This window comes from Pseudomonas sp. AC112 (assembly GCF_979253545.1).
Genome location: NZ_CEEDCM010000001.1, coordinates 1104703 through 1128398, shown reverse-complemented (window position 1 = coordinate 1128398; position 23696 = coordinate 1104703). Strand labels below are relative to the sequence as shown.

20 protein-coding genes are annotated in these 23696 nt (G+C 60.2%); 11 read left to right on the top strand and 9 right to left on the bottom strand.

Annotation, left to right across the window (positions count from 1 at the left end; genetic code table 11):
• Window positions 1-11: 11 nt before the first annotated feature.
• The 7 genes from algG to yaaA form a co-directional block, all read right to left on the bottom strand.
• A complete protein-coding gene (algG, locus tag AC0IYN_RS05335) occupies window positions 12-1586 on the bottom strand; it encodes a mannuronan 5-epimerase AlgG (RefSeq protein ID WP_406597807.1) in 1575 nt (524 codons plus the stop codon).
• Window positions 1586-3073 (bottom strand): alginate export family protein, encoded by a 1488-nt coding sequence (locus AC0IYN_RS05330; RefSeq protein ID WP_406597808.1) that lies wholly within the window; start codon window positions 3071-3073, stop codon window positions 1586-1588. The genes algG and AC0IYN_RS05330 overlap by 1 nt, the downstream gene beginning before the upstream one ends.
• Window positions 3070-4494 (bottom strand): alginate biosynthesis TPR repeat lipoprotein AlgK, encoded by a 1425-nt coding sequence (gene algK / locus AC0IYN_RS05325; RefSeq protein WP_422393848.1) that lies wholly within the window; start codon window positions 4492-4494, stop codon window positions 3070-3072. The genes AC0IYN_RS05330 and algK overlap by 4 nt, the downstream gene beginning before the upstream one ends.
• An 89-nt stretch (window positions 4495-4583) precedes the next feature.
• Window positions 4584-5750, bottom strand: coding sequence for an alginate biosynthesis protein Alg44 (locus tag AC0IYN_RS05320; protein ID WP_078046993.1), 1167 nt, complete (start codon window positions 5748-5750; stop codon window positions 4584-4586).
• Between the two features lie 38 nt (window positions 5751-5788).
• Complete coding sequence (gene alg8 / locus AC0IYN_RS05315) at window positions 5789-7270, bottom strand: mannuronan synthase (protein ID WP_034102288.1); 1482 nt, start codon at window positions 7268-7270, stop codon at window positions 5789-5791.
• An 83-nt stretch (window positions 7271-7353) separates the two neighbouring features.
• A complete protein-coding gene (locus AC0IYN_RS05310) occupies window positions 7354-8670 on the bottom strand; it encodes a nucleotide sugar dehydrogenase (RefSeq protein WP_457249130.1) in 1317 nt (438 codons plus the stop codon).
• Window positions 8671-9567: 897 nt separating this feature from the next.
• The gene (gene yaaA, locus AC0IYN_RS05305; RefSeq protein WP_406597811.1) at window positions 9568-10347 is read right to left on the bottom strand and encodes a peroxide stress protein YaaA; all 780 of its coding nucleotides are present in this window, start codon (window positions 10345-10347) and stop codon (window positions 9568-9570) included.
• 119 nt (window positions 10348-10466) lie between these two features.
• On the opposite strand from yaaA, the gene AC0IYN_RS05300 reads away from it, so the two are divergent.
• From AC0IYN_RS05300 to moaE, 5 genes are all read left to right on the top strand, one after another.
• A complete protein-coding gene (locus AC0IYN_RS05300; RefSeq protein ID WP_471840734.1) occupies window positions 10467-11591 on the top strand; it encodes a polysaccharide deacetylase family protein in 1125 nt (374 codons plus the stop codon).
• Between the two features lie 340 nt (window positions 11592-11931).
• Entirely contained in the window at window positions 11932-13326 is a 1395-nt protein-coding gene (locus AC0IYN_RS05295) for a PhoH family protein (protein ID WP_012722339.1), read from the top strand.
• Between the two features lie 164 nt (window positions 13327-13490).
• Window positions 13491-13964: a cyclic pyranopterin monophosphate synthase MoaC gene (moaC, locus tag AC0IYN_RS05290; protein WP_016978208.1), complete on the top strand. Its 474-nt coding sequence runs from the start codon at window positions 13491-13493 to the stop codon at window positions 13962-13964.
• Window positions 13961-14203 carry a molybdopterin converting factor subunit 1 gene (gene moaD / locus AC0IYN_RS05285; protein ID WP_016978209.1) on the top strand — a complete coding sequence of 81 codons (243 nt, stop codon included), beginning with the start codon at window positions 13961-13963 and terminating at the stop codon, window positions 14201-14203. The genes moaC and moaD overlap by 4 nt, the downstream gene beginning before the upstream one ends.
• 2 nt (window positions 14204-14205) lie before the next feature.
• A complete protein-coding gene (gene moaE / locus AC0IYN_RS05280; protein ID WP_457249248.1) occupies window positions 14206-14655 on the top strand; it encodes a molybdopterin synthase catalytic subunit MoaE in 450 nt (149 codons plus the stop codon).
• 131 nt (window positions 14656-14786) lie between these two features.
• On the opposite strand, the gene rhlB is transcribed toward moaE, so the two are convergent.
• Entirely contained in the window at window positions 14787-16274 is a 1488-nt protein-coding gene (rhlB, locus tag AC0IYN_RS05275; protein ID WP_457239178.1) for an ATP-dependent RNA helicase RhlB, read from the bottom strand.
• Window positions 16275-16370: 96 nt separating this feature from the next.
• Window positions 16371-17027: an alpha/beta hydrolase gene (locus AC0IYN_RS05270; protein WP_078046999.1), complete on the bottom strand. Its 657-nt coding sequence runs from the start codon at window positions 17025-17027 to the stop codon at window positions 16371-16373.
• Between the two features lie 346 nt (window positions 17028-17373).
• Between AC0IYN_RS05270 and AC0IYN_RS05265 the strand changes: the two genes are divergently transcribed.
• From AC0IYN_RS05265 to AC0IYN_RS05240, 6 genes are all read left to right on the top strand, one after another.
• Window positions 17374-18405 (top strand): amino acid ABC transporter substrate-binding protein, encoded by a 1032-nt coding sequence (locus tag AC0IYN_RS05265; protein WP_406597813.1) that lies wholly within the window; start codon window positions 17374-17376, stop codon window positions 18403-18405.
• Between the two features lie 72 nt (window positions 18406-18477).
• Window positions 18478-19659 (top strand): amino acid ABC transporter permease, encoded by a 1182-nt coding sequence (locus AC0IYN_RS05260; RefSeq protein WP_457239151.1) that lies wholly within the window; start codon window positions 18478-18480, stop codon window positions 19657-19659.
• Window positions 19660-19669: 10 nt separating this feature from the next.
• Window positions 19670-20767 carry an amino acid ABC transporter permease gene (locus AC0IYN_RS05255; protein ID WP_078047000.1) on the top strand — a complete coding sequence of 366 codons (1098 nt, stop codon included), beginning with the start codon at window positions 19670-19672 and terminating at the stop codon, window positions 20765-20767.
• Between the two features lie 11 nt (window positions 20768-20778).
• Complete coding sequence (locus AC0IYN_RS05250; protein ID WP_003171943.1) at window positions 20779-21543, top strand: amino acid ABC transporter ATP-binding protein; 765 nt, start codon at window positions 20779-20781, stop codon at window positions 21541-21543.
• 238 nt (window positions 21544-21781) lie between these two features.
• Window positions 21782-22441 carry a FadR/GntR family transcriptional regulator gene (locus AC0IYN_RS05245; protein WP_406597814.1) on the top strand — a complete coding sequence of 220 codons (660 nt, stop codon included), beginning with the start codon at window positions 21782-21784 and terminating at the stop codon, window positions 22439-22441.
• Window positions 22431-23696 (top strand): CynX/NimT family MFS transporter, encoded by a 1266-nt coding sequence (locus AC0IYN_RS05240; RefSeq protein WP_457248352.1) that lies wholly within the window; start codon window positions 22431-22433, stop codon window positions 23694-23696. The genes AC0IYN_RS05245 and AC0IYN_RS05240 overlap by 11 nt, the downstream gene beginning before the upstream one ends.

The window sequence follows — 23696 nt, the reverse complement described above, 5'->3', positions numbered from 1 at the left end:
AAGGGTCATCCTCAGTCCTGCAATTCGGTCTGGCGTTCGACAGGGTCGATCAGCACGGCTTTCTGCTGGCGCACCAGCAGGTCGAGAATCTCTTCCTGGCGATCGCCCAGCACGCCGTTGAAGCTGATGCCGCTGGACTTGGTCGGCGCCAGCATCGACACGCGGTACAGCTCGACGCTCAATGGCGAATCGATGGACAGCGGGCCACTGCCGTTACCCGCCAGTTCACCGCCGACCACGATCAGCGAGACCTTGGCGTCGAACGGGTCGAGGGCGATGTCACGGTCGGTGTCGGTCAGGTCCTTGATGTGGCCGTACAGACCCGTCAGGCCGTTGGCCATCGAGGTGTTCTCGTACAACTTGATGTTCACACTGTTACGCACGCGGATACCGTGGCGACGGTTGGCAATCACCTTGTTGCCCCACAGCAGGTTGTCACCGCTCTCATAGAGCGTGATGCCGTCGGTGTGGTTACGGTAGAACTCGTTGTCAGCCACGATGTTGTTGACGCTGTTGCGGTCGAGCACCAGGCCCGAGAGCTTGTTGTCGTAGCTGCGGTTGTTGAAGATGAAGCTGTCGTTCACTTCACGGGAAATGATGATGCCGTGCTTCTTCTTGGTGCCGTAGACGGTGTTGTCCGCGATGATCAGGCCGTGGGAACGGTCGTGGGGGTCAATGCCGTAGACGATGTTGTCCTTGTAGGTATTGCCCTTGATCACGAAGTTCGTGGTCTCGTAGCAGTAGAAGCCGTACCACATGTCCGAAAACTCGGAGTCGATGATCCAGCCAGTCGGCTCGGGACGCTTGAGCACCTTGGCCATGTTCGGCGTGTACTGGGAAATACTCACCCCGTACGACTTACTGTTGGCGTAGCCGAAGCTGGCCATCTTGGTCTTGGAGACGTAAGTCTCGGTGCCGCCCCAGGCCAGCAGGAACGGGCGAAATTCCTTGGGCGACTTGAACAGCGCCGGGCCATTGGCCTTTTCGCTCCAGCCGGTGACTTTGGTGTCACGCACGAACAACTGGCCGTCGTTGATCAGGAACGAACCGGCTTCCTGGGACAGACGCAGTTCCTGGGTCTTCTTGTCGATTTCCAGGATGCCCTTGCGCCCGACCACGATCGGCAGCTTGGCGAGGAACACACCCGGCGAGGTCTCGCTCAAGTATTGCTTGGGCACTTTGCCGAGCAAGTCCTTGAGGTTCATGTAGCCGTCGTCGACAAAGATCGCCTGGGGAATACCGTGCTGGCGCACTACCCACTCGGCCATCTTGTTGTCACCGCCGATGAAGTCCTTGAGGGCGTCTTCCTGCATCATGCGGCGGATGCTGATCTTGCCCGGCTTGGCGCGCACGATCTTCTTTTCCATCGCCGCGTCGGTGTAGCCCGACAGGTCCGGCAGGGCCGGCTTGGCCATTTCCAGCGGCGCGGTCGGCGGGCTGGAGATGGTGTAGGTCTTGGCCTGTTGCAGCTCTTTGGCGATGGTTGGCGCCTTGACCGGCTGCGCGGTGTCGGCGAAGGCGGTGGCGTTAGCCATCAGCATCGCCGCGACCAGCAACTTATGAGGTTTCATAGCGCAGGCTCCCATCAGAATTTCCAGATCACGTCGACGAACGCGCGGTGCATATACGAGTCGACGTTGCTGCCATAGGCGTCGCCCGGCTTGAATACACCAGCACGAAAGCGCACCAGGGCCGACGGTTCGTCAATGGACTGGCTGAGGGCGGCCGGGAGCAGGCCGGTCTTGAAGTATTTGGTGACGACCAGGTCCATTTCCTGGCCCAGGTCTTTCTTGCCGTCTTCAAGCGGCAGGGAAGTGCTGGACAGGATCGCGCCGGTCACGTCGTCGGTGTTGTTCTGCACGGCGTCGATACCGTTGCTGCCCACCGGCTTGTTGCCGTCGACACGCCAGAACTTGTGGTACACCAGGCTGGCGTCGTAGTCCTCGCGCAGTTGCCAGGAACCGAACAGGCTCATGGACTGCATGTTGTTCATTTCGCCACGGAAGGCTTCACCGAAACGGTGCACGCGGGACTGGGTGCCGGTCCAGTTCGAACGGTTGCTTTGCAGGCCGTTCTGCTCGTACTCGGCGCTGGCGCGCGAGTAGGCCGCGCCCACTTGCCACTGCGGGTCAAGGCGCAGGCGCACGCCGAGGTCGGTGGCCCAGCCACTGACATCGTCGCTGCGCTTGGCGTTGGTCGGGCGAGTGCCGTCGGCGTTCAGCGCGTTGACCGAATCACGGTCGCCGCGCATGCCGGTGACGCTGGCCCAGTAGTTGACGGTGTTGGTGTTGCGCCAGTTGTAGGCGTCGCTGTTGGCTTCGATACCGAGCCAGCTCAGGTCGCCGTTTTCGCGCTTGTCCAACGAGTCGGTCGGTACGCCGGGTTCCGGGTAGTCGAGCTTGCCGTTGTCATGGGTGTGGTGACCGCGCAGGCCGATCCACTGGCCTGGCGTCCACTGGTAGGCGGCGTCGGCGTAGAGGTGCTGGCGGTCCTTGTCCTTGGGCGACAGCTCCTTGAGGTCGGTGCGGTACTCGCTGAAACGTTCGGCGACGCCGACATTGGCCTTGAGCAGGGTGGTGTCGAAGGTCCAGTTCAGCGCTTCGATGTTGGTGTCGCGCCATTGGCCGTCGTCATTGCGCAGGCGCTGGCGGCCCAGCTTGAGGATCTCGCCAGGGTAGGGCGTGAAGCCGCTGTAGCCGACCCAGAACTCGCGCATGGCCAGGTAGTTTTTCTTGGCCTTGCGGTCGTTGTTGGTGGTCTGCTGGTTTTCGTCGTCGGCCGACTGTTGCAGGGTGTCGGTCTCGATGATGTCGCTCGATACCACCGCCTGGCCCATGGCGTAGGCGCTCCAGTTACCGCTTTCACCGTAGATCCACGGGCGCAGGTCGAGGCCGATACCGTTGACGTCGCCGCCTTTTTGCGTGCCGAGGTCGCGGTCATCTTCGGACTGCGCGGTGGCTTTGACTTCCAGGCCGAAGTTCTTGGCTTCGGTCAGCGCGGCCAGGGTCGGGCACGACCACAGCAGGGCGAAGGTCAGGCCGATGCCGGCCTTGACGAATGGGTTGAGCTTCATAGGGATTCCTCGCCGTCTTCTTCTTCCAGGGCGTGCAGTTGCAGCGTGCTCTGGGCCAGGGTGCCGCGGGCGGCGAGTTCCTGTTGCACCAGGCGTTGGCCTTGGGCGCGTTGCTCCGGAGTGAGCGGGGTTTCGAGCTGCGTGGCCAAGTCATTGGCCTCTGGCGTGTCCTGGGCTTTAGCCAATTGGCTGAAGACATAGGCATTCAACGGGTCGGGCTTGGTGCCCTTGCCTTGGGAAAACAACTGGGCGATGGCGAAGTCGGCGCTGTTCTGGCCGTTGCGTGCAGCGGTCAGCAAATGGTCCAGGGCTTTTTGCGGGTAGACCTTGCCCAGGTAGCCACGGCGATAGATCTGGCCGAGGTAGTAATCGGCGGCCACTTCCTTGCCCACGGCTTTTTCGAAGTGGGCTTCAGCGGCCTTGGCGTCGGCCGGCACCCATTTGCCTTCGTAGTAGAGCTTGCCCAGCAACAGCTCGGCGCGCGGTTGGTCGGCGGCGCGGCCGTTGTCCAGGTACTTCATCATCTGGTCGACGTCGCCCAGTTCGGGGAAGTCGTAGAGCAGTTGCGCCAGGCTGACCCACGAAGCCGGGTAGCCAGGGGCAATTTTTTCCAGCAGGGCCTGGGCGGTTTTTTCGTCCGTCTTGCCCAGCGAAGCGTCGCCCAGCACGCGTGCCACGCTATCAACACGTTGTGCGGTAACGGTGCCACGGCTGTAGCCGGCTTCCATCTGCTTGAGCAGCTCGGCCTGTTTCTCTGGCTCGGCTTTTTTCTGGTAGACCGTGGCCAACTCGACGTAGCAGATATCGGTGGTGTTCAGCGCGGCTTTACAGATGCGCTCCACGTCATCCAGGTGCTGGTCGTAGGTGTCCTGGGTGCGATACAGCAGCACTTGGGCCAGGCCGGCTTCCGGGTAACCGGCGGCCTGCCATTTGCTGATCTGCTGCTGGGCATTCACGTTCGGGAAGCTGTGCGGGTATTGCAGGTACAGCATCGCCAGCGGGATCAAGGTGTTGCCTTCGCCATTGGCAAAGGCTTTTTTCAGCAGGCCTTCGGCTTCATGGTGTTCGGCTTCGGTGCTGCCAGGCTTGGCGACCAGCAGGCGACCGAGACGGGCCTGGGCGCGGGGCGAAGTGTCCGCCGCCGCGCGGTAAGTGGCTTCGGCCTGTTTGATTTGCGCCGGATCGCGGGTGCCTACCTGGATATCGGCCAGGCCCACCTGGGCCTCGCTGTAACCCAGGTCTGCCAGTTGCTGGTAATTCTGCTGCGCGGTGACGGTGTCGCCACGTTTCAAAGCTTCGTTAGCCAAGCGTTGGTCGGGCAGGCCGGCGCAACCGGCGAGGCTGACCGCAACAGCTAGCAACGCTGCAGTTCCCATGTGGGAGCGGGCTTGCTCGCGAAGGGGCCCTGTCAGTTGATGCATGTGTTGGCTGACACACTGCTTTCGCGAGCAAGCCCGCTCCCACAGGGATTGTGGTGTTTTTGAGAGAGTCATCACAGGCATCTCCTCGCTTACAGACCGTGAGCCATGGCTTTATCGATCAGCCAGTTCAGGGACGGGCCACGGTCGCTGGTCACTTCCACCGGACGACCGGCGTAGGTGCTGTCCAGCGGTGCGTCAGGCTTGATCTGCACGCGGATATCGGAGGACAGGTCGGCGCTGTTCAGGCTGGTGCTGCTGACGATGGTGCCGGTGCGGATCTGTTCTTCGTCGGCCACCTGGAAGGTCACCGGTGTACCTGGGCGAACGTCGGCGAACTGGCGGTAGGTAAAGCGTGCTTCAACATTGGCCAGGCTGCCGCGTGGTACCAGTTGGAAGATCACGTCGCCTTTATTGGCGTACTGACCGTCGGCGACCATTTGCTGGGCCACCACGCAATCGCAGGGCGACGTCAGGGTGCCGGTCATTTGCTTGCCGAACAGCTCTTCAACCTTGGCCGGTTGCAGTTGGTCTTCGTCCAGGTGGCCCTTGAGCACATCGAGCATGCTGGTGCTGAAGGTCGCCAGTGGCGCGCCTTTGGCAGCGATCCCGTCACCCTTGAGCAGGCTTTGCACAGTGCCGTCGCGCGGCATGGTCACGTTCATGCCCGGTACGCTGACCAGGCCTGCCTGGGCGTGGCTGACGAAGTACATGCCGTACACCGACTTGAAGACAAAACCGAACGCCGCGAGGCCGACCAGGAAGATCGCCAGGCTGAACGTCACGGCGCGCAGGCGGCCGAAGGCGCTCATGTTGCTGCCGCCGTCCTTGACCTTGCGCGCCTTGGTGAAGTTGTCGCGTTGCAGGGTCGCCAGCACGTCGCCCATGGTCACGATGTCACCGGACAGGTGCGAGGTGATCAGGTGGCGCAGGGTGGAAATATCCTGCTGTTCCAGGTTCTGGAACTGGCAACCGGTGCGACCTGTCTGGCGGTCGTAGGAGCGGATCTGCAGTTCCACGTCCATGGCCAGGCCGAGGTTGTCGATGACGAACTGCAGGCGACCCTTGTGCACTTCACCCACGGTCAATGGCTGGGTGGCGGTGAACGCCAGGCCGCCGGCGGACAGGTCGATCACCCGTGCTTCGGTCTGGGTGCGGTCGGTGTTGAAGAAGCGCAGCTTGGCCGGGATTTTGACCCGTGCGTGCTGGCGCTGGGCTTCGGACTCGTGGACAACGTTGGCGTTTACTTGGCTGTTCATGACGGTGTAATTCCTTGGTTAATTCAGGCTTGGCAGGGTCAGACCATCATCAGCAACACGGCGACGAAAATGCTGCCGGCGGAGAAGGTCATGGTCCGAGACGACCAGGTGTTGAACCAACGTTGAAAGCTGGCCAAATCGCGGGTCAGTTTGGTGTCCTGGCGGGTCCAGGACTGTTGATCAAGGCGGAAGAACACGTAGATCTTCACCAGCGCGCCCATGATCTGGTTGTAATAGAGAATCACCGGGTACGCCGGGCCGATCTTGTGACCGGAGCACGACAGCAGCAGGGTCAGAATCAGGCGGGTGATGCCGATCCACAGCAGGTACGCGAGGATGAACGCGCCGCCGTACTTGAAGGTGGCGATGATTGCCACGGTCAGGCCGAGCAGGGAGGTCCACATCGATACGCGCTGGTCGAACAACACGATGCTGGTGAACAGGCCCAACCGACGCATACCCAAGCCCAGGGCACGGGAGTTCTGGCGCAGGTTGTTGCCGTACCAGCGGAACATCAGCTTGCGGCTGGCCTTGATGAAGCTCTTCTCCGGCGGGTGTTCCACGGTGTGGATCGCCGCGTCCGGCACGTAGAAGGTGTCGTAGCCCAGGCGCATCAGGCTGAACCAGCTGGACTTGTCGTCGCCGGTGAGAAACTTGAAGCGGCCCAGGCGCCAGTGTTGCAGCGAGTCGCTTTCCACGTCGGCGATAAAGCCCGGGTCGGTCACCACGTTGGCGCGGAACACCGACATGCGACCGGTCATGGTCAGTACACGCTTGGACAGGGCCATGGAGCACATGTTGATGTGGCGCTGGGCGAAGCGCAGCTTGTGCCACTCGCTCATGATGTAGCCGCCGCGCACTTCGCAGAACTCGTTGGTGGTCAGGCCGCCGACATTGCCGAACAGCTGGAACCACGGCACGGTCTTGCGTACCACGCCTTCGGCGAGCACGGTGTCGCCATCGATCACCGCAACCACCGCGCGTTCATCTGGCAGGTGGCGGGAGATGGCGCGGAAACCGAAGGCCAGGCCGTCGCGCTTGCCGGTACCGGCGATACGCACGAAATCGAGCTTCACATGCTCCGGCGGGTTCATGCGTTCCCACAGGCTTTTCACCAGCAGCTCATCGGACATTTCCACCAGCGAGCAGACCACGGTGGTGGGGAAGCCGCATTCGATGGCTTCACGGATCACCGAGCTGTACACCTGCGCAGTGGTCAGCGCGTCGATACGGAAGCTGGTGACCATCAGGAATACATGGGACGGGTCGGCGGCCTTGCCCAGCTTGCGCACTTTACGGCGCAGGTGCGGGTAGACCACGTACAGGAACAGCATGCCGCGAAAGAAATGCGTAGCACCCATCGAGTAGCGCCAGATACCGACGGCGCCAATCAGGAAAATAAAATTCTTCGACTCGGAGTCGAACGTACTCGCCGGCAAAAGCAGGGCGAGTCCCATCAGCAGGCTCAGAAAGAACAGCCAGCCGGCGGATTGGAGCAGTACGTGTTTTAACTTGGACATAAGCGTCATCCGAAGGTGAAGAAGGCTCCAGGCTGCAAGCGCTGGGGATGGGTACGCTTGCAGCCCGGAACTTGCCGTTGCTGTTACCAGCAAATGCCTTCGGTGCGGCCGCTGACACTGGTGGCTGCGGACATGAAGCCCACCAGGTCGACCACTTGCTTGCCGTGCGGTGCGTTATGCGCCAGGGCACGGAACTTCTCATCGCGGTTGCCCAGGATGATCACGTCGGAGTTGTTGATCACGTCGTCGAAGTCCGAGTTGAGCAGGGACGACACGTGCGGGATCTTGCCTTCGATGTAGTCTTTGTTCGCGCCGTGGACACGGGCGTACTCGACGTTGCTGTCGTAGATGCTCAGGTCATAGCCCTTGCCGATCAGCATTTCGGCCAGCTCGACCAGCGGGCTTTCGCGCAGGTCATCGGTGCCGGCCTTGAAGCTCAGGCCCAGCAGTGCGACTTTGCGTTTGTCGTGGCTGGAGACGATGTCGAAGGCGTTCTGTACTTGGGACTCGTTGCTGCGCATCAGCGAGTTGAGCAGCGGCGCCTCCACGTCCAGGGCGCTGGCGCGGTAGGTGAGGGCACGCACGTCTTTAGGCAGGCACGAACCACCGAAGGCGAAGCCTGGACGCATGTAGTACTGGGACAGGTTGAGGGTCTTGTCCTGGCAGACCACTTCCATCACTTCGCGACCGTCGACGCCGACGGCCTTGGCAATGTTGCCGATCTCGTTGGCGAAGGTCACTTTGGTGGCATGCCATACGTTGCAGGTGTACTTGATCATCTCGGCAACGGCGATGTCCTTGCGGATGATCGGTGCGTCGAGTTCTTCGTACAGCGACTGCAGGACGTCGCCGGAGGCTTTGTCGAACTCGCCGATGACGGTCATCGGTGGCAGGTCGTAGTCGGCGATGGCGGTGGATTCGCGCAGGAATTCCGGGTTGACTGCAACGCCGAAGTCGACGCCGGCTTTTTTGCCGGAGCAGTCTTCGAGGATCGGGATGACCACGTTGGCCACAGTGCCCGGCAGTACGGTGCTGCGCACAACCACGGTGTGGCGGGTGGCTTTGTCACGCAGGACCAGACCGATTTCGCGGCAGACCGCTTCGATGTAGTCCAGCTCCAGATCGCCGTTTTTCTTGCTTGGCGTACCGACGCAAATCATCGACAGGTCGGTATCGCGGATGGCTTCGGCGAAGTTGGTGGTGCCACGCAGTCGGCCAGTTTCGATACCCTGGCTCAACAGCTCGCCCAGACCTGGTTCAACGATTGGCGATTTGCCCGCATTGATCAGGTCAATCTTGTCCTTGGAGATGTCTACGCCAACCACGTCGTGGCCGCGGGCAGACAGGCAACCGGCACATACTGCGCCAACGTAACCGAGACCAAATATGCTGATGCGCATCGCATTTACCTCTTTGTCATTCAAGACTGTGTTAATCATGCCAATTAATGGCCGGAGTTCATGTTTGCAAGCGTCACTGATGCCACGGAAGTTGAGCGAATAGACGCCGACTTACCGCGTACAGGCATGTTAAATAGTGAGTGACTAACTATTGCACTCAAGTTGTGCGCAACTTGGCCTTGTTATTGGGGCTTGCCCTGAAATGCAGCCAGCCTTCCTGGGAGAAGGGCTCGGCGCCAGTGCCGCAGGGCTTTGATAGGGGCTTTAAGCCTTAAATATCAATGCCTTGGGTTGTCTCACTGACCCATTAGGGTAAGCACAGCCTTGGCCTTATAGTTCGTGGCAATTGATCCTTATCGCCGCTCTCAACTAATCGGTTGGTAATGTGACCACTGAGTCGAAGTTAATGTGACAACTTCGCTACTTCCGTTGGTCTGCCGTGTAAGTCATCTCCTACAGAAACAGAGAATTTCGTTACCGGTGGTATGAGCGGTGCTTTAGGACGAAGTTCCAGCCCACTCATCCTGTTTCCTGAAATTTCTTGAAATATTGGCAAAGATGGCACTGGTACTATATTGATAGCACTTGCTATTTGGGCCAGTAGTTATAGGGAGTTGGCGCGCTGGGATAGTTTTGTGCCACTAGTGTTTTAAAAAAGTGGTGCCACTACGAAAAAAATCGACGAATGTCGAGTGAAAGAATTGTTAGAGATACGGCAGGATATTTTTTGACGCCAAAATAATGACGATTCTCTGATTGAATTGCGCAAAAAAATGTGGGAGCTGGCTTGCCTGCGATGCCGGTGTATCAGTCAGAAATGAATCGACTGATGCACCGCCATCGCAGGCAAGCCAGCTCCCACAGTTGAGATTCAGTGCGGCGAAAGGAGCGGCCGCTTTATTCCGGTGCGTGATCGCGCAAGAACACCAGGTTGTCCGGCTTCGACTGCTCGGCATTGAAGCGATAGCCCTGCACGTCAAACTGCTTGAGCTTTGCCGGGTCGTTGATGCGCTCTTCGATCACAAAGCGGCTCATCATGCCTCGGGCCTTCTTGGCGTAGAAACTGATGATCTTGTATTGGCCGTTCTTCAGGTCCTTGAACTCGGTATTGATGATCCGCGCGTTCAGGGCTGTGCGCTTGACCGCCGAGAAGTACTCGTTGGAGGCCAGGTTGAGCAGCACGTCGTCGCCTTGTTCAGCCAGCGCTTCGTTGAGCCATTCGCTGATGCGCGTGCCCCAGAAAGCGTACAGGTCCTTGCCACGGGCGTTGGGCAGCTTGGTGCCCATTTCCAGGCGGTACGGCATCATCAAGTCCAAGGGGCGCAGCAGGCCGTACAGGCCCGAGAGCATGCGCAAGTGGTCCTGTGCGTAAGAGAAGTCGGCATCGCTGAAAGTTTCGGCATTCAAGCCGGTGTACACGTCGCCTTTGAACGCCAGCAACGCCTGCTTGGCATTGGCGGGAGTGAAGGCAGGGGTCCAACTGCCGAAGCGGGCGGCGTTGAGGCCGCCGATTTTGTCGGATACGTGCATCAGTTCGCTGATTTGCGCCGGGCTGAAGGTGCGCAGTTGCTCGATCAGCGCCTGGGAATGGTCCAGGTACTGCGGCTGGGTAAAGCGCTGCGTCGCTGGCGCGGTCTCGAAATCGAGGGTCTTGGCGGGGGAAATCACCATCAGCATGAAGTCGTCTCCTGTAAACGTGGGGGGATTCTAGGGGGTTGGGCGGTTTGACTCCACCTATGATGGCGATAGGCGCGATCCGCTATGATGGCCGGTGACTCTGGAGAGGGAGACCCCGTGTGCGAATAGCGCTTTTGTTGTCGGCTTGCTTGTTGTGCCTCAATGCCCACGCGGCGCCCGTGGATGTGGCCAGCCTGGACCGTAGCACCTGGCCGGAAAAACTCGGCAGCCCGGCGCTGTTCGATGTGGCCTCGCGCGCGGAAATCCTCATGTTCGCCCACAGCCTGCTGGCCAGCGAGAACCAGGACGAGGCCGCACTCAAGCAGCGCTTGGGCCTGAAGATCATCAACCTGGCCGCCATCGATGACCTGCGCCGCCAGCTCTGGCAGCGTCTGTTGGAGAACTACATCTTCGCCCAGCAAAGCTGCGAGGAGGACGCCTCATTCTGCTACCTGGTAGAGAGCATGGACGACCTGCGCGAGCAGGCCGGCAAGTTCGAGGTCAGCGAAAACTCCTTCTATATAGGCTGGGCCGGCCCCAGCCATGTTTTCCACGAACGTTATCTGGACGAGTTGCTGCGCAAGGCCGCGCTGTTCCCGCAGATCAGCAGCGAAATCGCGCGCTTCGGCGACCATGAACGTAATGGCGACGAATTCAACGATCGCTTGTTCCTGCTCACGTTCGACGGCGGCCCGGCGCCCGTCAGTGGCAACACCGATTGGCTCACCGACTACCTGCGCAAGCAGAAGATGAACGCGACGTTCTTTGCCCTTGGCAGCAGCCTGCAAACCCGTGTGGAGCGCAGTTCGGTCGCCGATGTGCAGGCGTTGTACCAAGGCCAGTGCGTCGGCACCCAGGGTTGGCAGTATCGCTCCCACAGCCATTGGGTGGATTGGCAGGGTTCGATTACCCGCAGCGCCTCGCTGGCGCAAAACCTGATGCCGGAAAACTACGTGCCGCTGTTCCGTCCGCCCTATGGCCAACGCCGTGCGGACAGCCAGGGCTTTTTCCAGGCACAGGGCCTGCAAGTGGCGTTATGGGACATTGATTCACAGGACGAACCAGGCAAGCTCAAGGCCGAAGAATCGGCGCAACGGGTGCTGACGTTGATGCTGCTGTGGCGCAAGGGTGTGATTGTTTTTCATGACACCCAGGACAAGGCACGGGTGGCGTTGCCGATCTTGTTGCAGGCGACGGCGCAGAGTGGTCTGGGTTGGCAGGACTGCCGGGAGGCGTTTCGCTGAAAATGCCCGGCCCTGTTGGGGATGAGGCGATTTCGGGGTGATTTTGTGCGACATTTCGATGCAGGCGGACTTCCGACTTTAGCGGGGTACGTGGCACTCGGCTAGTGCTATTCGTCATCCTGAAAAATAAACTTCAAAAAAACGTCAAAGTGCTTTTTCCTGTCATGGGTTTTGCGGTATTACGAAGTCAGATCGCCGAAACCTGCAGCACAGGTGGCGTCTTCCAAGACTCCTCATGTGGGCACTGCGCTTGACGTCACTCAGGTGCAGTCGGTGGTCGAATCGAGGCGCAGCACCGCCCAGGTATTGCGTCGACTGGCTCCCACAAAGGTGACCGAGTATGGATGATCATGGACGTAACCCTTCTTCCGACCAGCCAATCCTTTATGTGCTTGATACCAACGTACTGATTCACGATCCAAACGCACTGCTCAACTTCGAAGAACACCACGTCGCCATCCCGATGATCGTGCTTGAGGAGCTCGACAAACTCAAAAGCGGGCACCACAGCGTTGCCGCCGAATGCCGCCAGGCCATCCGCCTGATCGACAAGACATTGGGCGAAGCGTCGCCGGAGGACGTCGAAGTCGGCGTACCGATCCAGCGCGGCAAAAGCGGACCCAAGGGGTTGCTGTCGATTCTGATGAGCAAGCGCAGCGAGCCCAACAGCCTGCTGCCGGAAAATCTGAACGACAACAAAATCATCAACCAATTGATCGACCTGCACGCACGCGACAAGGACCTGCGCCTGGTGCTGGTGACCAAAGACATCAATATGCGCCTCAAGGCACGAGCGTGTGGGATCGCTGCCGAGGACTACAGTACCGACCAACTGGTCGACGACGTGTCGATGCTCTCCCGTGGGTATCACACTGTGACGGGCTCCTTCTGGGACCTGGTCAGCAAAGTTGAAACCCGTCAGGACCATGGCCGCACCTGGCACCAGGTGCAGTTGATCGACAACCTGCCGGCCGTGCACATCAACGAGTTCATCATCGACGAGCAGGGCTTCGTGGGCTGGATCAAAGAGATCCAGGTCGACAAGTTGCTGATCCTCGACCTGCATCAGGAACCCCTGTTGCACCAGGAAGCCTGGGGCCTGAAACCGCGTGATATCTACCAGAGCCTGGCGCTGTACGCGCTGCTCGACCCGGACATTCACCTGGTCAACCTGACCGGCGCCGCAGGCTCGGGGAAAACCATCCTCGCCCTGGCCGCCGCCATCGAGCAGACCATGGTGACCAAGCGCTATCGCCGCATCATCGCCACCCGCAGCGTGCAGGGCCTGGACCAGGAAATCGGTTTCCTGCCCGGTACCGAAGCGGAAAAAATGGAGCCGTGGCTGGGGGCGATCACCGACAACCTCGAAGCCTTGCACATGGATGACGAAAACACCCATGGCAGCGTCGACTACATCCTCAGCAAAGTGCCGTTGCAGTTCAAATCCCTCAACTACATCCGAGGTCGTAGCTTCCAGCAAAGCCTGATTTTGATCGATGAATGCCAGAACCTTACCCCGCACCAGATGAAAACCATCATCACCCGTGCCGGCGCCGGTTCCAAAGTGGTGTGCCTGGGCAACCTGGCGCAGATCGACACCCCTTACCTGTCCGCGACCAGCTCCGGGCTGACGTACCTGACGGAACGCTTCAAGGACTTCCCGAACGGCGTGCACATTGCGCTGCAAGGGGTTCCACGTTCGATTCTGGCCGAATACGCCGAATCTCACCTGTAAAACACAGCCAGTGCAGGAGCTGGCTTTTGTGGGAGCTGGCTTGCCTGCGATAGCATCACCTCGATGTGACTGACACACCGAGGTGCCTGCATCGCAGGCAAGCCAGCTCCCACATTTGATCTGCGTTGGGTTTACAATCGATGCTCCTGATCAGGAGTATCCCTGTGCTGACTCATCTCGATTCCCAAGGCCGCGCCCATATGGTCGACGTCACCGACAAGTCTGTGACCTTCCGTGAGGCGGTGGCTGAAGCGCGTGTGCGCATGCTGCCCGAGACCCTGAAAATGATTGTCGACGGTGCCCACCCCAAGGGCGACGTGTTTGCCGTGGCCCGTATTGCCGGGATCCAGGCGGCGAAAAAAACCAGCGACCTGATCCCCCTGTGCCACCCGCTGATGCTCACGGGCGTCAAGGTCGAGCTGAGCGCCGATGGCGTGGACGCTGTGCATATCCTGGCGCGCTGCAAACTCTCCGGCCAGACCGGCGTGGAAATGGAGGCGCTGACCGCCGCCAGCGTCGCGGCCTTGACGATCTACGACATGTGCAAGGCCGTGGACCGTGGCATGACCATCGAAAGCATTCGCCTGCTGGAAAAGCTCGGCGGTAAAAGCGGGCACTTCAAGGCGGACCAGGCATGAGTATCAACGTATTGTTTTTTGCGCGTTACGCCGAAGCGGTGGGCTTTGACTCGCTGGAGATGGAAGGCGATTTCGCCACTGTCGAGGCTGTGCGCCTGGCCCTTGCCAGTGATCCGGAGTTCGCGGTGCTCAACGAGAGCAGCCTCATGTGCGCGCGCAACGAGGAATTGTGTGGTCTCGACGAGCCGGTGCAAGCCGGTGATGAAGTGGCTTTTTTCCCGCCCGTGACCGGAGGCTGAACATGGCCATTCGTGTACAGGCTGAGCCGTTCGACCCCGGCGCCGAAGTCAACGCGATGCATGCGGCCAATGTCGGCGTAGGCGCGGTGGTGAGCTTTGTCGGCTATGTGCGCGACTTCAACGATGGCCGCGACGTGTCGGGAATGTTCCTTGAACACTACCCCGGCATGACCGAGAAAGCCTTGCTCAAGATCGCCGTGGAAGCCGAGCACCGCTGGCCGTTGCTCAAGCTGGAGGTGTTGCACCGTGTGGGCGCGCTGGAACCGGGTGAGCCGATTGTGTTCGTCGCGGCAGCCAGCGCCCATCGCCAGGCTGCATTTGATGCCTGTGCGTTTGTGATGGATTACTTGAAGACGCGGGCGCCGTTTTGGAAGAAGGAAAATACCAGTGAGGGGCCGCGTTGGGTGGAAGGGCGCAGTAGCGACCACGCCGCAGCGGATCGCTGGAAGTAGCTGGCTAAACACAAAACCCAATGTGGGAGCGGGCTTGCTCGCGAATGCGCAGTGTCAGTCAATGAATCTGGTACTGATACACCGCATTCGCGAGCAAGCCCGCTCCCACATTTTTTTACTGCATTCCAGCTTTAGGGGCGTTTGCGTTCTACCGGGCGCAACAGATGCGTCGGCGGCGTTTCACAGCTGATCTTGCGACCCAGCAATGTCTCGATCGACGGCAACTGGTACGAGTCATCTTCACCGGCAAAGCTGATCGACACACCCGCCGCCCCGGCACGGCCGGTGCGGCCAATGCGGTGCACGTAGTCGTCCGGCACTTCCGGCAGGGTGAAGTTGATCACGTGGCTGATGCCGTCGATGTGAATCCCGCGACCTGCCACGTCAGTGGCCACCAACACGCGAATCTTGCCTTCACGGAAACCTTCCAGGGTCTTGATGCGCTTGTGCTGCGGCACATCGCCCGACAGTTGCGCAGCGTTCACACCATCACGTACCAGGCGTTCTTCGATGCGGCGCACTTCGTCCTTGCGGTTGGCGAACACCATCACCCGCTCCCAGCCATTGTCGTTGACCAGGTTGTAGAGCAGTTTGTATTTGTCGGCACCGGCCACGGCGTAGATGTGTTGCTCGACGTTTTCGCTGGCAACGTTAAGCGCCTCGATCTCGACGATGGACGGGTCGGTGGTCCATTGCTTGGCGAGGTTCATCACGTCTTCGGTGAAGGTCGCGGAGAACAGCAGGGTTTGGCGTTCGCTTTTCGGCGGGGTCTGGCGAATGATCTGACGCACTTGTGGGATAAAGCCCATGTCGAGCATGCGGTCGGCTTCGTCCAGTACCATCACTTCGACCATGTCCAGGTGCACGTCGCCGCGCTGGTTGAAGTCCAGCAGGCGGCCCGGCGTGGCTACCAGGATGTCGCAGTGGCGGGCTTCGAGGTGCTTGAGCTGCTTGTCGAAGTCCATGCCGCCGACGAACGTCATGACGTTGAGGCCGGTGTACTTGGTCAGGTCGGCGGCGTCCTTGGCGATCTGTACCACCAGTTCCCGGGTCGGGGCGATGATCAGTGCGCGCGGTTCACCCATGTAGCGCTCTTTGGGCGGCGGCGTCTGCAGCAGTTGGGTGATGATCGAGATCAGGAACGCGGCGGTCTTGCCGGTACCGGTCTGGGCGCGGCCGATGGCGTCTTTGCCGGCCAGGGTGAAGCCCAGTACCTGCGCCTGGATCGGCGTGCAGTACGGGAAACCCAAGTCCTGGATGGCGTGCATCAGTTCCGGGGCCAGTTTGAAATCGTGGAAGCGGGTCTTGCCCTCCTGGGGCTCGACGACGAAGTCTTCAAGCTTCCATGGGGTCACGGGCGGCTTCGGCGCACGTTCGCGACGCGGCTTGGGGGCGACGGGCGCGGCGGCTGCGACTGGCACGGGAGCGGCCTCAACCGGTTGCGCCGGTTCAGGCGGCGTCACGGTCGGCTTCTTCGGCTGGGCGGCAGGTGCGGTCCGGCCAGGCTGTTGACCGTCGTTGCGGCTGCCGGGTGTCGGGACAGGAGCACTGGGAACTGGCGCGAGCGGCTCAGCCTCGCTTTTGCCGAACATCTTCTTAAGTGCTTTGAGCACGGTGATCTCATTAATTGGTTAAGGAATGTACGCCGGCCAGTGTAATGCAAGAATCGGGCGCGGCGTAGTGCGTCTGTCATACGGCTACATAAACGGCAGTGTTCAACCCAGGCGAGCGGTCAACCAAGCACCGATATCACGGATCTCTTCAGGTAACACTTCGTGGCCCATTGGGTATTCCTGCCATGTCACGGTGACACCACGGCTCTTCAAATGCTCGTAGGCGCTGCGGCCCATGGCGTTCTGCACTACGTCATCGTACTGGCCGTGCAGACACAGGGTGGGAATGCGCTGCTGGCTGGCGGACAATTCCAGCGCGTTATCGAAGGTCGGTGCATAGGTGGAGAGGGCGATCACGCCACCCAGCGGCCCTTCCCAATTCATAAACGCAGTGTGGAAAACCACGGCGCCGCCCTGGGAAAAGCCTGCAAGGAAAATCCGCGAAGCGTCTATTCCGGTTCTTTTCTGCGCTTCGATTAAATCCGCGACCATGCTGGCCGAGACTTCCAGCTCCTCCAGGCTGATTGAGCGGGCAGGGCTCATGGCCTTGATGTCGTACCAACTGGGCATCTCGTAGCCACCGTTGATCGTCACCGGGCGGGTGGGCGCCTGGGGCAAAACGAAGCGGGTGGTCAGCAAAGTTTCCTGCAACGCTTCGGCCACCGGCAGGAAGTCGTAGCGATCGGCACCCAGGCCATGCAACCAGATTACGCAGGCGTCTGCGGGCTTGGCGGGTTGAAGAATCAAGGGTTCGGTCATGTCTGCTCCATTAATGTGCGTGCGCTCCGATTAAGTGCGACGGAACGGTGCGCCGCTCGTTGATCTGTTAAGAGAATGTCGCAAGGTTGAATCTTTTGCACTTGATCATGGGCTGAAACGGCTCAGCCGGCACTCTGGTACGCGCCTTGCTATGTGTAGGTCGATGTCAGAACTATCCTCGGACGGTAACACTATCAGTGACTGCCGCTTGTGGGATAGCAACTGGAATTACTGCGACAACTTCATGCCGCTTGACCCTAAAAAAAGCCAACACGGGTCGATATCGCCTCATAAGGGTGCGCTGAGGTTCGAGCTCCGACACAACAAGAGCAAACTGGAGGTTTGAATGAAGGTATTGAAATCCACCCTGGCCATCGTTTCCGCGGCGGCTGTACTGGGTGTCAGTGGTTTCGCCCACGCGGGCGCCACCCTGGACGCCGTGCAGAAGAAAGGCTTTGTGCAATGTGGCGTGAGTGACGGCCTGCCGGGTTTCTCGGTGCCGGATGCCAGCGGCAAGATCCTGGGGATCGACGCTGACGTGTGCCGCGCTGTGGCCGCTGCCGTTTTCGGCGACGCTACCAAGGTCAAATTCAGCCAGTTGAATGCCAAGGAGCGTTTCACCGCGCTTCAATCCGGCGAAGTCGACATTCTGTCCCGTAACACCACCATGACCAGCTCCCGCGACGCCGGCATGGGCCTGAAATTCCCGGGCTTCATCACTTACTACGACGGCATCGGCTTCCTGGTAAACAACAAGCTGGGCGTGAAAAGTGCCAAGGAACTGGACGGTGCAACCATCTGCATCCAGGCCGGTACCACCACTGAGCTGAACGTTTCCGACTACTTCCGTGGCAACGGCCTCAAATACACCCCGATCACCTTCGACACCTCCGACGAAAGCGCCAAGTCGCTGGAATCCGGTCGTTGCGACGTGCTGACCTCCGACAAGTCCCAACTGTTCGCCCAGCGCAGCAAGCTGGCCGCACCGAAGGACTACGTGGTTCTGCCGGAAACCATCTCCAAGGAGCCACTGGGCCCGGTCGTGCGTAACGGCGACGACGAGTGGCTGGCCATCGTGCGCTGGGTTGGCTACGCCATGCTCAACGCTGAAGAAGCCGGTATCACCTCCAAAAACGTTGAAGCTGAAGCCAAGTCCACCAAGAACCCGGACGTTGCCCGTCTGCTCGGTGCTGACGGCGAATACGGCAAAGACTTGAAAGTGAAGAAGGACTGGGTCGTACAGATCGTCAAGCAAGTCGGTAACTACGGTGAAGTGTTCGAGCGCAACCTGGGCAAGAGCACCCCGCTGGAAATCGACCGTGGCCTGAACGCACTGTGGAACGCTGGCGGCATTCAATACGCACCCCCTGTGCGCTGATCGCTGATGGTTCTGTCACCCGGTGGGCCAACCGCCGGGTGATGTTCTGTTCCATTATTTTCGGGGCATTTCATGCAAAAACAAATCGGCGCACCCAAGCAGAAGCTCAGCTTCAGCGACCCCAAAGTGCGTGCGTGGCTCTTCCAGATCATCACGATTGTGGCGGTGGTCTCGCTGGGCTGGTACCTCTTCAACAATACCCAGACCAACCTTCAGCACCGAGGCATTACCTCGGGTTTCGACTTTCTTGAGCGCAGTGCCGGCTTCGGCATCGCGCAGCATTTGATCGATTACACCGAATCGGACAGTTATGCCCGGGTGTTTGTGATCGGTTTGCTCAACACTTTGCTGGTGACGTTTATCGGCGTGATCCTGGCGACGCTGCTCGGGTTCGTCATCGGCGTGGCGCGGCTGTCGCCGAACTGGATGATCAACAAGCTGGCGACCGTGTATGTGGAGGTGTTCCGCAACATCCCGCCACTGCTGCAAATCCTGTTCTGGTACTTCGCGGTGTTCCTGACGATGCCGGGGCCGCGCAACAGCCATAACTTCGGCGGTACCTTCTTTGTCAGCAGCCGTGGCCTGAACATGCCGGCAGCGATTGCCGCTGACGGTTTCTGGCCGTTTGTGGTCAGCATCGTCGTTGCCATCGTGGCGATTGTGCTAATGGCCCGTTGGGCCAACAAGCGCTTTGAAGCCACCGGCGTCCCCTTCCATAAATTCTGGGCGGGCCTGGCGCTGTTCATCGTGATCCCGGCGTTGTGCGCCTTGATCTTCGGTGCACCGCTGCACTGGGAAATGCCCAAGCTGCAGGGCTTCAACTTTGTCGGCGGCTGGGTCCTCATCCCTGAACTGCTGGCACTGACCCTGGCGCTTACCGTGTACACGGCAGCGTTTATCGCCGAGATCGTGCGTTCGGGCATCAAGTCCGTCAGCCATGGCCAGACCGAAGCCGCGCGGTCCCTGGGCCTGCGCCCTGGGCCGACGCTGCGCAAGGTCATCATTCCGCAGGCACTGCGAGTGATCATCCCGCCGCTGACCAGCCAATACCTGAACCTGGCGAAAAACTCGTCGCTGGCCGCCGGTATCGGTTACCCGGAAATGGTTTCGCTGTTTGCCGGCACGGTGCTCAACCAGACCGGCCAGGCCATCGAAGTCATTGCCATCACCATGAGCGTGTACCTGGCGATCAGCATCAGCATTTCCCTGCTGATGAACTGGTACAACAAGCGCATTGCGCTGATCGAGCGGTGAGGAAACACGCATGAGTACGCATACGTTCAAACCTGATATGCCACCGCCGAACAAAGTGTTCGGGCCGATGGCATGGATGCGCGCCAACCTGTTTTCCAGCTGGCTCAACACCCTGCTGACCCTGTTGGCGTTTTACCTGATCTACCTGGTGGTGCCGCCGATCCTGCATTGGGCAATCCTGGACGCCAACTGGGTCGGCACTACGCGCGCCGATTGCACTAAGGAAGGCGCCTGCTGGGTGTTTATCCAACAGCGCTTCGGGCAGTTCATGTACGGCTACTACCCCGGCGACCTGCGCTGGCGCGTAGACCTCACCGTGTGGCTGGCCATTGTTGGCGTGGCGCCGTTGTTCATCTCGCGCTTCCAGCGCAAGGCGGTCTACGGCCTGAGCTTCCTGGTGCTGTACCCGATCATTGCCTACTTCCTGCTGCACGGCGGGATCTTCGGCCTGACCAACGTGGCGACCAGCCAATGGGGCGGCCTGATGCTGACCTTGGTGATCGCCACTGTCGGCATCGCCGGCGCATTGCCGCTGGGCATCATGCTGGCGTTGGGGCGGCGTTCGAATATGCCGGCGATTCGAGTGGTCTGCGTGACCTTCATCGAATTCTGGCGTGGCGTGCCATTGATCACCGTGCTGTTCATGTCCTCGGTGATGCTGCCGTTGTTCCTGCCTGAGGGCATGGGCATCGACAAATTGCTGCGTGCATTGATTGGCGTGATCCTGTTCCAGTCGGCCTACGTGGCCGAGGTGGTGCGCGGTGGCCTGCAGGCGATTCCAAAAGGTCAGTACGAAGCCGCTGCGGCGATGGGCCTGGGTTACTGGCGCAGCATGGGCCTGGTGATTCTGCCGCAAGCCCTGAAGCTGGTGATCCCGGGCATCGTCAACACGTTTATTGCGCTGTTCAAGGACACCAGCCTGGTGATCATCATCGGCCTGTTTGACCTGCTCAACAGCGTCAAGCAAGCCGCCGCCGACCCTAAATGGTTGGGCATGGCCACCGAAGGCTACGTGTTTGCGGCCCTGGTGTTCTGGATTTTCTGTTTTGGTATGTCGCGCTATTCCATTCATTTGGAACACAAGCTCGACACAGGCCACAAGCGTTAGGAGTTGTTGTTATGAGCGAAGCGATCAAACAGCCTGTGAGCCCTGAAGGCATTATCCAGATGCAGGGCGTCAACAAGTGGTACGGCCAGTTCCACGTGTTGAAAGACATCAACCTCAACGTCAAGCAGGGCGAGCGTATCGTGCTGTGCGGCCCGTCGGGTTCGGGCAAGTCCACCACCATCCGCTGCCTAAACCGCCTGGAAGAACACCAGCAGGGCCGCATCGTGGTCGATGGCGTGGAGCTGACCAACGACCTCAAGCAGATCGAAGCGATCCGCCGTGAAGTCGGCATGGTGTTCCAGCACTTCAACCTGTTCCCGCACCTGACTATCCTGCAGAACTGCACGCTGGCGCCGATGTGGGTGCGCAAGATGCCCAAGCGCAAGGCCGAGGAAATCGCCATGCATTACCTGGAGCGCGTGCGCATCCCGGAGCAGGCCCACAAGTTTCCGGGGCAACTGTCCGGCGGCCAGCAACAACGTGTGGCGATTGCCCGTGCGCTGTGCATGAAGCCGAAAATCATGCTGTTCGATGAGCCGACCTCGGCACTCGACCCGGAAATGGTGAAAGAGGTGCTGGACACCATGATCGGCCTGGCCGAAGACGGCATGACCATGTTGTGCGTGACCCACGAAATGGGCTTTGCCCGTACCGTGGCCAACCGCGTGATCTTCATGGACAAGGGCGAAATCGTGGAGCAGGCAGCGCCGAATGACTTCTTCGACAACCCGCAGAATGATCGGACCAAGTTGTTCTTGAGCCAAATTCTGCATTGATCGAGGGTTGAACAAATAAACCCGGCCCTGTGCCGGGTTTATTTTTTTGGGCTAGGACGCCTTGAGTGCTTCGGCGTCGTTGTTCACGGTGTAGGTGAAGGCGCCGCGCATGTCAGCGCCTTCGGCTGAAAAAACTGCACCTTTGCCTGCCTAAGAACCCTAGTGCGTTGCCTTTGTAGGCAAGTCCGCATAGGCTGTAGGAAAATTCATCCTATGATTGGACGAAAGCGCAAAACCCATGACAGACATCGCCCCACTGATCAAACGCTCCCTGGTCGACCAGGCCCTGGAGCAGTTACGCCTGCGCATCACTGAAGGCCGATGGGCGATTGGTGAGCGCTTGCCCACCGAGCCCGAGCTGTCCGCCGAGCTGGGTATCAGCCGCAATACCGTGCGCGAGGCCATGCGGGTGTTGGCGTTCTCCGGGTTGATCGAAGTCCGCCAGGGTGACGGCAGTTACCTGCGCTCGATGACCGACCCGCTGGGCGCGATGCGGGCGCTGTCGCACTGCACGCTCGAACAGGCGCAAGAGACGCGGCAGATCCTGGAAGTGGAGGCCATCGGCCTGGCTGCACAGCGGCGTACCGCGCAAGATTTGAAGCGGTTACGCAGCGCACTGGACGCCAGCGCCGAGCTGTACCACGGTGATTTGGAGGCCTATATCAGCGCCGACCTGGTGTTTCACAAACACTTGGTCGACGCTGCGCACAACCCTGCCTTGAGCGAGCTGTACCAGTATTTCTCCGCCATCGTCGGCGCTCAGTTGCGCCAGACCCTGAATATCTCACCGCGCCGCCAGGCCGTGTTCGACCTGCATATCGCCTTGCTCGACGCCGTCGAAAACCAAGACCCGGAACGCGCCAAATCCCTCTGCCGGCAGTTGATCAATGAACCTTGAAGCCAAACGCACGACCGACCTCGAAGAGCTCCTGATCGACGCCGAAGCCGATGACGAGGACGTGCAACACGCCCACCCCGTGGTGAGCCGCCCATGGCTGTTGCTGCTGGGCCTGATCCTGGTGGCGCTGAACCTGCGCCCGGCGCTGTCGAGCATGTCGCCGCTGCTGGCTGAGGTCTCGCAAAGCCTTGGGCTGTCGGCGGCCAAGGCCGGTTTGCTGACCACCTTGCCGGTCCTGTGCCTGGGGTTGTTCGCGCCCACGGCGCCGATCCTGGCGCGACGTTTCGGTGCCGAGCGCGTGGTGCTGGGGATTCTGCTGACGTTGGCCGCGGGGATTATCCTGCGCAGCTCATTCGGTGAGGTTGGCCTGTTCGCCGGCAGCCTGATCGCCGGGGCAAGTATCGGCATCATTGGTGTGTTGCTGCCGGGCATCGTCAAGCGCGACTTTGCCAAACAGGCGGGCGCGATGACCGGCGTCTACACCATGGCGCTGTGCCTGGGTGCGGCGTTGGCGGCGGGCTCGACGGTGCCACTCAGTCATTACTTCGGTGACAGTTGGAGCATTGGCTTGGGATTCTGGATCGTGCCAGCGCTGCTGGCGGCGTTGTTCTGGTTGCCGCAAGTCGGGCAAAAACACGGTGCCCATCGGGTCGCCTACCGCGTGAAGGGGTTGCTGCGCGACCCTCTGGCCTGGCAGGTGACCTTTTACATGGGCCTGCAATCGTCGTTGGCGTACATCGTGTTCGGTTGGCTGCCGTCGATCCTGATCGGTCGTGGGCTGACGGCCACCGAAGCCGGCTTGGCGTTGTCGGGCTCGATCATTGTGCAATTGCTGAGCTCCCTCGCCGCACCGTGGCTGGCCACCCGTGGCAAGGACCAGCGCCTGGCAATCGTGGTGGTGATGCTGCTGACCCTCGGCGGCTTGTTCGGCTGCCTGTATGCGCCGCTCGACGGGCTGTGGGGCTGGGCGATTCTGCTGGGGTTGGGCCAGGGCGGCACATTCAGCCTGGCGCTGACCTTGATCGTGCTGCGCTCGCGGGACGCCCACGTGGCGGCCAACCTGTCGGGCATGGCCCAGGGCATCGGGTACACGCTGGCTTCATTGGGCCCGTTGGCGGTGGGTGTGCTGCATGACGGGACCGGTGGCTGGGAGGCCACCGGCTGGGTGTTCGGCGTGATCGGCCTGGGTGCGATTATCGCTGGCCTGGGTGCCGGGCGGGCGTTGTATGTGGGTGTCAGCAGCGAAAAAGTCTGA

Coding starts and splice junctions, on each gene's coding strand:
- algG (WP_406597807.1), bottom strand. CDS start 1,586: ATGGGAGCCTGCGCTATGAAACCTCATAAGTTGCTGGTCGCGGCGATG.
- AC0IYN_RS05330 (WP_406597808.1), bottom strand. CDS start 3,073: ATGAAGCTCAACCCATTCGTCAAGGCCGGCATCGGCCTGACCTTCGCC.
- algK (WP_422393848.1), bottom strand. CDS start 4,494: ATGCATCAACTGACAGGGCCCCTTCGCGAGCAAGCCCGCTCCCACATG.
- AC0IYN_RS05320 (WP_078046993.1), bottom strand. CDS start 5,750: ATGAACAGCCAAGTAAACGCCAACGTTGTCCACGAGTCCGAAGCCCAG.
- alg8 (WP_034102288.1), bottom strand. CDS start 7,270: ATGTCCAAGTTAAAACACGTACTGCTCCAATCCGCCGGCTGGCTGTTC.
- AC0IYN_RS05310 (WP_457249130.1), bottom strand. CDS start 8,670: ATGCGCATCAGCATATTTGGTCTCGGTTACGTTGGCGCAGTATGTGCC.
- yaaA (WP_406597811.1), bottom strand. CDS start 10,347: ATGCTGATGGTGATTTCCCCCGCCAAGACCCTCGATTTCGAGACCGCG.
- AC0IYN_RS05295 (WP_012722339.1), top strand. CDS start 11,932: ATGGATGATCATGGACGTAACCCTTCTTCCGACCAGCCAATCCTTTAT.
- moaD (WP_016978209.1), top strand. CDS start 13,961: ATGAGTATCAACGTATTGTTTTTTGCGCGTTACGCCGAAGCGGTGGGC.
- moaE (WP_457249248.1), top strand. CDS start 14,206: ATGGCCATTCGTGTACAGGCTGAGCCGTTCGACCCCGGCGCCGAAGTC.
- AC0IYN_RS05270 (WP_078046999.1), bottom strand. CDS start 17,027: ATGACCGAACCCTTGATTCTTCAACCCGCCAAGCCCGCAGACGCCTGC.
- AC0IYN_RS05265 (WP_406597813.1), top strand. CDS start 17,374: ATGAAGGTATTGAAATCCACCCTGGCCATCGTTTCCGCGGCGGCTGTA.
- AC0IYN_RS05260 (WP_457239151.1), top strand. CDS start 18,478: ATGCAAAAACAAATCGGCGCACCCAAGCAGAAGCTCAGCTTCAGCGAC.
- AC0IYN_RS05255 (WP_078047000.1), top strand. CDS start 19,670: ATGAGTACGCATACGTTCAAACCTGATATGCCACCGCCGAACAAAGTG.
- AC0IYN_RS05250 (WP_003171943.1), top strand. CDS start 20,779: ATGAGCGAAGCGATCAAACAGCCTGTGAGCCCTGAAGGCATTATCCAG.
- AC0IYN_RS05245 (WP_406597814.1), top strand. CDS start 21,782: ATGACAGACATCGCCCCACTGATCAAACGCTCCCTGGTCGACCAGGCC.
- AC0IYN_RS05240 (WP_457248352.1), top strand. CDS start 22,431: ATGAACCTTGAAGCCAAACGCACGACCGACCTCGAAGAGCTCCTGATC.